Origin of the sequence: Alteromonas lipotrueiana, from assembly GCF_019249245.1 — a bacterium.
GTDB lineage: Bacteria > Pseudomonadota > Gammaproteobacteria > Enterobacterales > Alteromonadaceae > Alteromonas > Alteromonas lipotrueiana.
This window is the reverse complement of the sequence record NZ_JAESDK010000011.1, coordinates 1-13,113: the sequence shown is the minus strand read 5'-3', so window position 1 is coordinate 13,113 and position 13,113 is coordinate 1. Positions and strand designations below refer to the sequence as shown.

At 44.7% G+C, this 13,113-nt stretch carries 9 protein-coding genes; 6 read left to right on the top strand and 3 right to left on the bottom strand.

Annotated features, from left to right (window positions below; genetic code table 11):
* Positions 1-162: 162 nt before the first annotated feature.
* Both fusA and JK130_RS08735 read left to right on the top strand, forming a co-directional pair.
* A complete protein-coding gene (fusA, locus tag JK130_RS08740) occupies positions 163-2,244 on the top strand; it encodes an elongation factor G (protein WP_218353937.1) in 2,082 nt (693 codons plus the stop codon).
* 189 nt (positions 2,245-2,433) lie between these two features.
* A complete protein-coding gene (locus JK130_RS08735; RefSeq protein WP_218353936.1) occupies positions 2,434-2,766 on the top strand; it encodes a hypothetical protein in 333 nt (110 codons plus the stop codon).
* On the opposite strand, the gene JK130_RS08730 is transcribed toward JK130_RS08735, so the two are convergent.
* From JK130_RS08730 to JK130_RS08720, 3 genes are read right to left on the bottom strand one after another with little or no spacing between them, the layout of a single operon-like run.
* Complete coding sequence (locus JK130_RS08730) at positions 2,755-4,779, bottom strand: transglutaminase TgpA family protein (protein WP_218353935.1); 2,025 nt, start codon at positions 4,777-4,779, stop codon at positions 2,755-2,757. The genes JK130_RS08735 and JK130_RS08730 overlap by 12 nt on opposite strands.
* Complete coding sequence (locus tag JK130_RS08725; protein WP_218353934.1) at positions 4,772-5,746, bottom strand: DUF58 domain-containing protein; 975 nt, start codon at positions 5,744-5,746, stop codon at positions 4,772-4,774. Before JK130_RS08725 ends, JK130_RS08730 begins: the two co-directional genes overlap by 8 nt.
* Positions 5,746-6,669: an AAA family ATPase gene (locus JK130_RS08720; protein WP_218353933.1), complete on the bottom strand. Its 924-nt coding sequence runs from the start codon at positions 6,667-6,669 to the stop codon at positions 5,746-5,748. The genes JK130_RS08725 and JK130_RS08720 overlap by 1 nt, the downstream gene beginning before the upstream one ends.
* A 204-nt stretch (positions 6,670-6,873) precedes the next feature.
* On the opposite strand from JK130_RS08720, the gene seqA reads away from it, so the two are divergent.
* The 4 genes from seqA (at position 6,874) to JK130_RS08700 (ending at position 12,862) form a co-directional block, all read left to right on the top strand.
* A complete protein-coding gene (gene seqA, locus JK130_RS08715; protein WP_218353932.1) occupies positions 6,874-7,455 on the top strand; it encodes a replication initiation negative regulator SeqA in 582 nt (193 codons plus the stop codon).
* 47 nt (positions 7,456-7,502) lie between these two features.
* Positions 7,503-9,155: a phosphoglucomutase (alpha-D-glucose-1,6-bisphosphate-dependent) gene (pgm, locus tag JK130_RS08710; protein ID WP_218353931.1), complete on the top strand. Its 1,653-nt coding sequence runs from the start codon at positions 7,503-7,505 to the stop codon at positions 9,153-9,155.
* A 244-nt stretch (positions 9,156-9,399) separates the two neighbouring features.
* Positions 9,400-11,892: a glycogen/starch/alpha-glucan phosphorylase gene (locus JK130_RS08705; protein WP_218353930.1), complete on the top strand. Its 2,493-nt coding sequence runs from the start codon at positions 9,400-9,402 to the stop codon at positions 11,890-11,892.
* A 166-nt stretch (positions 11,893-12,058) separates the two neighbouring features.
* Positions 12,059-12,862: a coiled-coil domain-containing protein gene (locus JK130_RS08700; RefSeq protein ID WP_218353929.1), complete on the top strand. Its 804-nt coding sequence runs from the start codon at positions 12,059-12,061 to the stop codon at positions 12,860-12,862.
* Positions 12,863-13,113 lie beyond the last annotated feature (251 nt).

Sequence of the window (13,113 nt, the reverse complement as noted above, 5' to 3'; positions counted from 1 at the left end):
TTATTTTTTTAATAAATTATTGATTAATAATAAATAAATTAAGTGGTGGCGTGGATCCGCTGCATAAGTTTTATACTTTTTGCGGAAAGGGCTGTCAATCTGGTATTGAAATCCTTTATAATCCCGCCGTTTTTTTACTCTGAACCAATTAAAAGTGAACTAATGGCAGACTTATCTCATTACAGAAATATTGGTATTTTCGCTCACGTAGATGCGGGCAAAACTACAACAACTGAACGTATTTTGAAACTAACCGGTAAAATTCATAAAACCGGTGAAGTGCACGACGGTGAGTCAACGACTGACTTCATGGAACAAGAAGCCGAGCGTGGTATTACTATCCAGTCAGCAGCAGTAAGCTGTTTCTGGAAAGATCACCGGTTTAACGTAATCGACACCCCGGGACACGTTGACTTCACTGTTGAAGTTTACCGTTCTCTAAAAGTTCTTGATGGCGGTATCGGTGTTTTCTGTGGTTCTGGTGGTGTTGAGCCTCAGTCAGAAACCAACTGGCGCTATGCTAACGAATCTGAAGTAGCACGTGTCATTTTCGTAAACAAACTGGACCGCATGGGTGCAGACTTCTACCGTGTGGTAGGACAAGTTAAGAAAGTACTGGGTGCTACGCCATTGGTAATGACGTTGCCGATTGGTATTGAAGACGAGTTCAGCGGTGTTGTTGACGTACTTACCAAAAAAGCCTACATCTGGGATGACACAGGTCTTCCGGAAAACTACAAAATCGAAGATGTGCCAGCTGATATGGTCGACAAAGTTGACGAATATTACGAAGCACTGGTCGAAACCGCTGTTGAGCAAGACGATGACCTGATGATGTCTTACATGGATGGCGAAGAGCCGTCAATTGAAGATATTAAGCGTTGTATCCGTAAAGGCACCCGCGACTTGGCATTCTTCCCAACATACTGTGGTTCTGCGTTTAAAAACAAAGGCATGCAGCTTGTTCTTGATGCAGTAGTTGATTACCTACCAAGCCCGACTGAAGTTATCCCTCAGCCGTTGACGGATGAAGAAGGTAACGAAACTGGCGAAGTAGCAACTGTTTCAACTGACGAGCCGTTCCGTGCGTTGGCATTCAAAATCATGGATGACCGGTTCGGTGCGCTGACGTTCGTACGTATTTACTCTGGCAAAATCAACAAGGGTGACACGATTCTTAACTCGGCAACGGGTAAAACAGAACGTGTTGGTCGTATGGTTGAAATGCAAGCCGATGAGCGTAATGAACTGACTTCTGCTCAGGCGGGTGACATCATCGCTATCGTAGGTATGAAGAATGTTCAGACAGGTCACACTTTGTGTGATGTTAAGAACCCTTGTACTCTGGAAGCCATGGTATTCCCTGAACCAGTAATCTCTATCGCAGTTGCACCTAAAGACAAAGGTGGTTCTGAGAAGATGGGTATCGCAATTGGTAAAATGGTTGCAGAAGATCCGTCGTTCCGTGTAGAAACTGACGAAGATTCTGGCGAAACTATTCTTAAGGGAATGGGTGAGCTTCACCTTGATATCAAAGTAGATATCCTGAAGCGTACTTATGGCGTAGACCTTATTGTAGGTAAGCCTCAGGTTGCTTATCGTGAAACTATCACGCAGCAAGTTGAAGATAGCTACACGCATAAGAAGCAATCTGGTGGTTCTGGTCAATTTGGTAAAATTGATTACCGTATTAAGCCAGGCGAAGCAAATTCAGGCTTCACGTTCAACTCTGTGGTTGTTGGTGGTAACGTTCCTAAGGAATTCTTCCCAGCCATCGAAAAAGGCTTTAAGGGCATGATGAACGAAGGTGTTCTAGCTGGCTACCCGGTGTTAGACGTTGAAGTTGAGCTGTATGACGGTGGTTTCCACGCTGTTGACTCATCTGCAATCGCGTTTGAAATTGCTGCTAAAGGTGCGTTCCGCCAGTCAATGCCAAAAGCAGGTCCTCAGTTAATCGAGCCTGTCATGAAAGTTGACGTATACACGCCAGAAGATCACGTGGGTGATGTTATCGGTGACCTTAACCGTCGTCGTGGCATGATTAAAGATCAGGAAGCGGGTGTAACCGGTGTTCGCATTAAAGCAGATGTTCCTCTGTCTGAAATGTTTGGTTATATCGGTCAGCTGCGTACTATGACATCAGGTCGTGGTCAGTTCTCTATGGAGTTCAGCCACTATGCACCATGTCCAAATAATGTTGCCGACAAAGTAATCGAAGAAGCTAAAGCACGTAACGCTAAATAAGCTTGCTGCTAAGACTTTTAAAAACCCGCCAATTGGCGGGTTTTTTTATGGCTTTTAAAAACTGGACCTTTTCTGTACCTTAACAGCGCACTTCTTTGTGTAAGCTAACCTGATGTCGCGTTTTACACAATCTTCTGTATGTTCACAAGCTTCGCCTTTTCGTTACTGCTTTGCATTATCGGTCTAATAATGTTGTGTGTATTATTTGTTTGCCTGAATGCTACGCTGTACCTACAGCTTTATCAGATAGGACACGAACCTCAAACCTACGTGAGGTTGTTTCCTAATCTGCGCGCCCGCCTGAATAATCAGCCGGTTAGCGTGGTGCCGGTTAGCCTGGTCACTCATGTTCATACTTATGATCGAACCCTTATCTTTTGCTCCGGTCCATTTGAAATTGCTCGTTTTTATTACCCGGGCTACCTGAAGCGACCTTTGCTGCATCGATGTCGAAAAATTTTTCCTGTGGCAGGGTTATGTCATCATCACAGTAAAATCGTGAAACACAAATTAATGGAGTGAATGACGGCGCAATGCTTTTTTTAGTTTACGATAGTGAAAACGCAATTGTTGACGATTGGCTGGATGGTTGGGTTGCTGATATTCAACTTTTTCAAAAGCAGAGACAAATTCAGCTAATGCGCTGCGAGCAGATGTATTTAAATGAGAAGAGACCGTATCAACATAGACGCGGGCCGACTCGTTGTTTCGCGCAATGCCGGTAACCCTGAATATTTGAGCCTGTACCTGATGATACAAACGCAGGCTTTCTGATTTAATTTTCGGCGGCGGGCGAGGCACAAAGTAAAACGCCAGTAGTCCCGCAATAAACAACACTACGGCTAACAAGTACAAGGTCATACGCTCCATGCTGGTATTACCTAATAAGCGGGTAAACATATCCTGTTGAGTTGCATCATCAAAACCTAATACCCATCGATTCCATTGATAATTTAGTGTATCGGCAAGCTTGTATAAATGGGCCAGAGCGGGCAGGGCGTGAGCCCGGTTTCTTGAAAAAAAGGGCAAATCTTGCTGCTGTTCACTCAATGAATTTTGAAAACCATACAGAAGTCGTGAGGCCGCGACCATGGCGGTGGGGTCAAACCGCTGCCAGGTTTGTCCATCAATGCTAGCCTCTACCCATGCATGGGCATCGTACTGATAAACATTCATTACTCTATCTGCAATCAGCTCGCCCCCCTGGTACCCCGAAACCAACCGGGCCGGAATACCGGCTGCGCGAAATGCTAACGCCATCGCACTGGCATAATGGGCACAAAATCCTTGTTGATAATCAAATAAGAAAGCATCGACCGGAGAATCACGCATAACCGGAGGCGTCAGGGTGTAAACAAAATTTTGTTGAGCAAAATTCTGCATAAGTTTTTGCGCATAATCCTGATTGTCGGAGCTTTGCAGCCTGAGTTGTTTAGCCCATTTTAAAGTACGAAGATTGGTGGTATCTGGAAAGGTCAGATTGATTTTGCGCTCGATATCGTTGTTAGAGATTTTCAGCGGTGTATTCAGCGTGCTCTTTAAATTAAACGTTTGTTTGCTAATAATGTGTTGTCGGCTGAACAATGTATAGTCATCAGACAAAATTACCTTACTGCGGGTATTTGCGTCGGCCGGAACCGTCATCCCTAGTGTGAAAAGCCAGGAATTAGCACTTTGTTCGGTCAGCAGTTGATAAGCCACGCTATTTTGGGCTGGCTCAGGATACGAAACACTATTGGTTAGTTTTAATAATTGCTGCTGCGCGCGCCGGTACTCACTAACTTCCCAGCTTTTGCCATCAAACTGCTCTAAAACCATCGCCCGCCAGTAACGTTGTTTAACCTTAGGTAACTGACCATCAAATGTTGCTGTAAATACCTTCTCATCAGACCGGGTTAATTTTGCGATATCGCCCGGGGTTATTTTTTCACTGAGGCCAGTTTCGCTGTTTTTTCCTTCAGGCATACCCCATAACGGGGGTAAATGTGGTAGCGAGATAAATAAAATAATAGCAATCGGTAAAGCCTGTAAGGCTATTTTGAGTAAACTTTTAAGGTGGCCTTTAAATGGCAGTTGAGGTGCGTAGAATAATTGCAGCGACAACAGCGCTGCCATCAATACGATACTAAATATAATACTGCTAAAAAGCGCCTGCGAAAAAATAAATGTACAGCCAACTAAAAAAAGTAAGCACCCTGCTATTTGCAGAAAGTCACGCGACTGTTTTAGTAACAATAACTTGAGCGCGCAAGCGCTAACCATCAAATTTATCATGGTGAGTAAAATGCCCTGCTCACGGCTAAACCAGGCAAGCGCTACACAGGTCAGTACGGCCAGCAAATTAATGGTACGAACCTGCAATGTTCGTCGATAGGCCCCATAAAATAAAAAACAACGAACGCCGACCGCACACAGCATCAGAATCAGTACCCAGCCCATTAACTGCTGATACAGACAGAGCGAGGTGACGCCGGCAGTAAGCGCCAACCCCAGGCTCGCGCGATGCCCGGCAATAGGCAGGCTTTTGTTACTCATGGTGCAGGTCTTTTTGAATAGGAATGCCGGCCAGGGCACTTAAACAGCGATTTCGGTGTTCAAGACCACTGCTATGAGGAATAATTTGCTTACCCGCTTTTAACCCAAAGCTTATATCTTGCCGACACAACACAACGGCCTGATAGGCTATTTGGCTTAAGTGCGATTCAAGATTATGACTATGAATGTCGACAATTAAATACCCGGCTTCGCCTCCTTGTTCACTAAAAAGCTTTACTGCCGGATCTCGTCCTTTTGCAACGGTCTGCCAGGCAATACGATTTAACGGGTCGCCTATACGGTAAGCTTTTAATCCTTCAAAGTCATCGTGTCCGTGCACATAAGCACCCGTTTCAACACCGCCGTTTGCCAGAGTACTGAGCATAATCGGCGCAGTTTGTTGTTTTGGAAAAACAGTAAGAGGCTGATTAAAATCAAGATGGGTCCAGCATTTAAACAACCCCAAAGGAAACTGACTAGAAAAAGTAACTCGTGGCAAAGCAAATAAGCCGCGACGATAAGTGAAGCGCGGTAAGCTAATAACAGCACAGGTTTCATCTAAATCTACGACAATTCCAGAAGCGTGTTGCCACCAGTGAATTTTTAATTCGCCATGAGGAAGTTGAGCAGAGTCATGTTCTAACTGCATTTGAAACGTGGCGTTGTCACCAGCAAACACCGGATTTACGCCTCGCGCCTGTATTTGTATACGGGAGAAGTTTCGGTAGCTGGTAAATAACGTAACAAGCACAATGGCAAAAAAGAAATAGCTTAACAGCAGCAGCAAGTTGTTCTGATAATTGGTGCCCAAAATAAACAAGCCAAAACATAACACTAAAAAACAGAAACCGAACAGCGTCGGAAAGATAAATATAGAGTGCAGGTTCATCTTATGGCGTGTATTGCCGGGAATTCTGTTAGCCAGCCAGCGCAATACAAGTTTGTTTTTTAAGTTTGAAAATGGCATCAGGCAGCCAGCGGATCAACGCTTTCCAGCAATCGCTTGCTCAGTACAGTATCTTCAGCCTGTTCTATGTTAGCAGAGCGCATGCGGTGCTCAGCCACCGATTCAAATACTGCTTGCACATCTTCAGGCACAACATAATCTCGCTCGTGCATAAAAGCCCAGGCTTTGGCTGAAATTAATATGGCTTTACTGGCCCTGGGCGATAAAGCATGGGGGTAACCTGGGGTGTTTCGGCTCATGGTCACCAGCCGTAAAATATAGTCGATTACCGAATCGGCGGCGTGTACCTGACTTGCCTGGTATTGCCATTGAACCAGAGTATCAGCACAAACCACCGCTTTAGGTGTGCCCCGATCCTGAGTTATTGCCACCTGAGACAGCATGGCTTTTTCTGCCTCCCAATCAGGATAACCCAGTGAAATGCGCATCATAAACCGGTCCAACTGTGATTCTGGCAGCGGGTAAGTGCCAGACTGGTACGAAGGGTTCTGAGTGCCAATAACAAAAAACGGTGAAGGCAGTTTAAATGTTTGGCCGTCAATACTTACCTGTTTTTCTTCCATTGCTTCAAGCAACGCGCTTTGAGTCTTGGGGCTGGCGCGATTAATTTCGTCGGCCAGCACAAGCTGACTGAACACAGGCCCGTGTCGAAATTCAAAATTGTGCGTCTGGCTGTTGTAGATATTGCTGCCAAGCATGTCCGCAGGGAGTAAGTCGGAGGTAAACTGAATACGGGAAAACTGCAAACCAAATAAGCCGGCCAACGCATGAGAAAGTGTGGTTTTTCCCATTCCGGGAAGATCTTCTATGAGTAAATGACCGTTAGCTATGATACAGGTTAGCGCCAGTTTTAGCTGATGAGGCTTGCCAATAATATGTTCGCTTAACGCACTATTTAGTGCCTGATACTGCACATTGTTCATTCCTGGCTGCCATTTTTGTTTCTGAAATTAAATTATTTTAGCAATACGTGCAGCTAAAAATACCTGTTTGCTAATACGTGAGTATAGACACAAAAGCGCAACCGATTAATTTATCGACAATTGTAGGTGAAATTAGGCGTTATAAAGTGCTGCGACAACGGTATGGGTTGTCTATAATGGGTCAGCTATTTAAGGAAGTGGTTTATGAAAAGTATTGAAATAGATGATGATTTATACGCCTATATCGCCGGTGAAACTAAACACATTGGTGAAAGCGCGTCAGATATTTTGCGTCGATTGCTTATAACTGAAGTAAACGAAGCTAAAACATCAGAAAAAAACACTGACACTGAACGTTCTACGCCTCAAAATGCCAGTGCACCGGAGAAGGGCGAGCAAGTCGCGAAAAAAACCACCTCAGCGCGTGCTTCTAAAGCTCAACCGGCCGACGATATTCTTAAGCGGGCAAATCCAGATGCATTGAAAGAATACACCAAACGGGTCGATTTATTTTTGTTTATGCTGGCTCAATTGTACGAACTGCATCCGAAAAATTTTGCTAAGGTAGAGCAAATAAAAGGCAAAAACCGGGTTTATTTTGCTACCAGTAAAGAAGCATTATTAAAAACAGGCAGCAGCACCAACCCTAAGCAAATTCCGGGAAGCGCATTTTGGGTTGTGACCAACAACAATACGGCTAAAAAAGTTGCGATGCTTGAGCAGGTTTTACAAGTGTTAGGCTACGACCAAACAACCCGCAGCAGCTTGCTAGCGCGCTTTGACTAAGTAATTACCTACTTACGTTGCTTTTCAACTACTGACAAGGAAATCTGATGGCATTACATCCTCAGGCAGGACAACCTGCCGCAAACGACCAATTGATAAATGTGGCTCATTTGGTGAGTCAGTATTACGCCTATAAACCCGATGCAAAAAACTCGGCTGAAGCAGTCAGTTTTGGCACTTCAGGTCATCGGGGCAGTGCGGTAAATGCCACCTTTACCGATACCCACATAGCCGCTATTTGTCAGGCGTTAGCTGAGTATCGGGCCGAACAAAACATTAGCGGTCCTTTGTATATCGGCAAAGACACCCACGCTCTATCAGAGCCAGCCATGTTGACCGCTATTGAAGTGTTGTGCGCAAATGATGTGCAAGTGGTTATTCAAATAAAAGACAATGCAAGTCGAGGCTACACCCCCACACCCGTAATATCCCGCACAATATTACGCCATAACGAGCAGCGTACTTCTGCTTTTGCTGATGGGGTAGTGATTACACCCTCACATAACCCACCGGGTGACGGCGGATTTAAATACAACCCTCCCCATGGCGGACCAGCCGATTCGGGCGTGACCAATATTATTCAACAGCGCGCTAATGAGCTTATTGCCAACAACAACCATGATGTTAAGCGATGTGATTTGCGTCAGGCTATGGCCAGTAACCTGGTTCAGCAAGAAGATTTTATGGAACCTTATATTGATGAGCTGGCAAAGGTTATCGATATGCAGGCTATTGCCGATGCAAAACTAACGCTAGGCGCGGATCCACTGGGCGGCGCCGGCGTAGGGTACTGGCAGCGCATTGCTCAAAAGTACAACCTTAATATCAAAGTTGTAAACGAGTCCGTGGACCCGCAATTTGCGTTTATGCGCCGCGATAAAGATGGAAAACTGCGTATGGACTGTTCATCGGCATACGCAATGGCCGGGCTTATTGAGCTAAAAGACCAGTTTGATCTTGCCTGGGGTAATGATCCGGATTTTGACCGACACGGTATTGTTTGCCCCAGTTCAGGACTCATGAACCCAAATCACTACCTGGCTGTGGTTATTCAGTATTTGTTTACCCACCGTAAGCAATGGCCCGAGTCACTTAAAGTGGGCAAAACCCTTGTTTCCAGCTCTATGATAAATCGCGTGGCCGATGCCCTAAACCGCGAGCTGGCTGAAATGCCGGTGGGCTTTAAATGGTTTGTTGAAGGCATGGGTAACTCTACTATTGGTTTTGCGGGTGAAGAAAGCGCCGGCGGTATCTTCTTACAACGTGACGCCAAGCCTTGGGCCACCGATAAAGATGGTATTATCTTATGCTTGTTAGCCGCCGAAATACTAGCCGTAACCGGAAAAGATCCCGGCGAACATTATCAGGCATTAACTGAAAAATTTGGCTCGCCCGTCTACGAGCGGGTGGATGTAGCTGCAGGTCACGAAGAAAAGCAAAAACTTTTGGCACTAGATAGTAGTGCGGTAACTAGTGATACATTAGCGGGCGAACCTATCACTGCTATCGAAACCCATGCGTCGGGCAATAATGCCGCCATTGGTGGATTAAAAGTATCCACTGAAAACGGTTGGTTTGCGGCGCGTCCCTCTGGTACCGAGCAAATTTATAAAATTTATGCCGAAAGTTTCAAAGGTGATACTCACTTACAAGAGCTAATAAAAGAAGCTGAACAATTAATAGCCGGAATTATTCGCTAAATCTGAGTTTGTAATAATAAAACAAATATAGAGTTAATAAGATGTTAAATAATGAGGCCGTTTTTTAAAAAAACGGCCTTTTTTATTATAATTAACAAAAATATTACAACAAACCGAAGTTTTCACTGCTATATTGCGGTAATGTCGTTGTTCAGTTATGTAATTTTATTACGTTTTGAGCCTGCACCTATGCCGAATTTGTCATGCTGGCCCGGTGTATTCCTTTGCTAAGTGAGAGAGTGATATGAATCCAACCGCTTCACAAGCCAATGCCTTACCCGATGTAAAAATTGATAAAAACGAATTTAAAGCTGCTGTTGTCCGGCACCTTCACTGCACGTTAGGGACCGACGAGAACAAAGCGAACAATCATGCCTGGTGGAAAGCCACTTGCGCCGCGATGCAAGAAAATGTTCTGGAAGGACTGCGTCGTACTCAAAAAACACATTATATGAATGACACCCGGGCGGTGCATTATTTTTCTGCTGAGTTTTTAATGGGCCGCTTGCTGTCAAACAATTTGCAAAACTTCGGATTATACGAGGTTGCAGAGGCGGGTTTAAAAGAACTGGGTATTGAAATTGCCGATGTTCTTGAGGAAGAGCCTGACATGGCGTTGGGTAACGGTGGTCTGGGGCGTCTGGCGGCCTGCTTTATCGATTCACTTGCCACCATGGAAATGCCGGCAATAGGCTACGGTATTCATTACGAGCACGGCCTGTTCCGCCAGGAGATTAAAAGTGGGGCGCAGATTGAGCGTCCTGACAGCTGGCGCGATTATGGTAATCCATGGGAGATTTGCCGCCCTGAATCAACGCAGGAAGTGTCTTTGTTTGGTTACGTAGAAACCAAGTATGGCGACAACGGGCGTATTCAAAAAGAATGGCACCCAGGTTCAATAGTAAAAGGGGTACCGTGGGATATTCCGGTAGTAGGTTACGGCGGTAAAACGGTTAACGTATTGCGCTTATGGCAGTCAGAAGCCTCAGGCTACTTTAACTGGGATGTGTTTAATGCCGGTGGTTACTTAGATGCGCAGCGCGAGAATGTACACGCTGAAACTATTTCCAAAGTATTGTATCCCAATGATGAGACCGAAGCAGGCAAAGAGTTACGCCTGATTCAGCAGTATTTCTTTTGTTCATGTTCACTAAAAGACATCATTCGCCGCTATAAACGCGCCCATGGTGATGATTGGGGCCGTTTTGCCGAACAGGTTGTAATTCAGTTAAATGATACACATCCAGCTATCGCTATTCCTGAACTCATGCGTATCTTGCTTGATCGTGCCGAGCTGGACTGGGACACCGCATGGGGTATTTCAACGAAAACGTTCGCGTATACTAACCATACTTTGCTACCTGAAGCCTTAGAAAAATGGCCGGCCCGTATGTTGGAAAAAATACTGCCACGTCATCTTGAGATCATTTACGAAATCAACCATCGTTTTATGGATGAAGTTGACAAAAAGTGGCCTGGTGATAACAACATGAAGTCTAAGCTGTCTATTATTGAAGAAGGCGGTGAAAAAATGGTGCGGATGGGGCACATGTCAGTAATCGGCTCGTTTCGTGTAAACGGGGTAGCTGAACTGCACTCTCGCCTGGTTAAACAAAATCTGTTTCCCGAGTTTGATGAATTATGGCCTGAGAAATTAACTAACGTGACAAACGGAATTACCCCACGTCGTTGGTTAAAAGCCTGTAACCCCCTGCTATCAAAGCTTATTGATAATAAAATTGGTGATGACTGGCCGATTCATCTTAAAAAACTGGAAGAGCTGGCAAAACACGCCAACAATAAAACTTTCCAGAAGCAATTTATGCAGGTTAAACAAGCGAACAAAAAGATGCTGGCTGAAGAGATTAAGACCTCAACTGGCATTGAAGTTAGCACCGACGCTATTTTTGACGTGCAAATAAAACGCTTACACGAATACAAGCGCCAGCACCTTAACTTGTTGCACATTATGGCCCTTTATCGTCGTATTCTGGAAAATCCTGATTATGACATGCATCCTCGTGTCTTCATTTTTGGGGCAAAAGCTGCGCCTGGCTATAAGCTGGCCAAAGATATTATTTACGCCATTAATATGGTGGCTGAAAAGATCAACAATGACCCACGAGTCGGCGACAAATTGAAAGTTGTCTTTTTGCCAAACTATCGTGTGTCATTAGCCGAGAAAATGATTCCGGCTTCTGATGTTTCAGAACAAATCAGCACAGCCGGAAAAGAAGCTTCGGGGACCGGTAACATGAAGCTTGCGCTAAACGGAGCGGTGACCATCGGTACGTTAGATGGCGCGAATGTCGAAATTGCTGAAGAAGTAGGCGATGACAACATCTTTATCTTTGGTCTGACCGTTGACGAGGTCACCGAAACTTTAAACTCTGGTTACAACCCTAAAGATTATTACTATAAAGATGGTGAAATTAAAGCTGTTCTGGATTGGCTTGAAACCGATTACTTCACGCCAGGTAAACCTGGGGAACTGGTATCAATCAAGCAGAGCTTACTTGATATGGGCGACCCATACCTGGTATTAGCAGATTTTCGTGCTTATTCAGATGCGCAACTTGAGGTAGATAAGGCCTATCGCGACAAAGAACGTTGGGCAAAAATGGCCATCATCAATACTGCTATGATGGGCAAATTCACGTCAGATCGGTCAATACAGGATTATGTAGACCGGGTTTGGAAGCTGGATTCGTGTCCGGTAAGCCGTCCAAAGTCATAAAAATCTGATTGATAGAGCTTAAAAAACCGCTGTTTTTCAACAGCGGTTTTTTTATGGGCGGCACCTATATCTCTAACCTCAAAACGTCCCGTGCTAATCCAGTTCAAAGATTAACCAGTATAAAGGTCTAAGGTTATTACTAATCATACTATCTTTGGAGAACGTTATGAAAAAAAGACATCAACTGGGCTTTTTAGCCACAGCGACATTACTTCCTTTAAGCCTGTGTATCAGCACTGCCTTTGCTCAACAAACCACTGATAACTCAGCGGTTATTAATATGCAGCAAAATCAGATGAGTGAAGTTGAGCAGCAAGCTACCCGAGAAGCAGAAGAAGAACGCCAGGAAGCGATGAAAGAAATGCGCGAAGAAAAACGCGAAGCGCGCCAGGAATTCAACGAAATGACGCGGGAGCAAAAGCAGGAAGCGATGGAAGCAAAGCGTGAAGCACGTGAAGAAAAGCGTGAATATAAAGATGAAATGAAAAACGGCTGGAAAGAAGAAAAGCAGGAAGCAAAACAAGAATGGCAAGAAGAAAAGCAGGAAGCTAAACAAGAATGGCAAGACGAACGCGAAGAGTTAATGGACGAAAAACAGGAATATCAGCAAGAGAAAAAAGCCGGCTGGAAAGATGAAGCACGTCAAGCAGAAAAAGAGGCCCATGAAGAAAAGCGTGAAGCCATGAAAGAAAAGCGCGAGATGATGGAAGAGAAACGCGAAGAAAAGCGGGAAATGATGGAAGAGAAACGCGAGGAAAAGCGCGAAATGATGGAAGAGAAGCGCGAGAATAAACGTGCAATGATGGATGAAAAGCGTGAAGAAAAACGTGAGATGATGGAAGAAAGACGTGAGATGATGGAAGAAAAGCGCGAAATGAAAAATGCCGATAAAGAACGGTTAATCAACGAACCGGTTAGCTCCACAGAATTAGAACAGACAGAACGCGAAGCCTTAGGCAACGACTACTAACCACAATTCTGTGGGTCAGCAAATATTTTCAGCCTCGGTAATGCCGGGGCTGTTTTGTATTTATATACCAACGATTTAAGTTGTGGCAGGGAGTTAATACAGAAGGTTATAGTCTCTGGTTGTTTGTAGTGGCTCATATCTAATCTGACACATTTGATCGAAAGTTTCGACTTGACGCGAATTCAACCCCGAAGTGCACCACTCGCTAAATTAAGCCGCGTCTCGTAACTGCTTGAAGACTACAGCAGGTT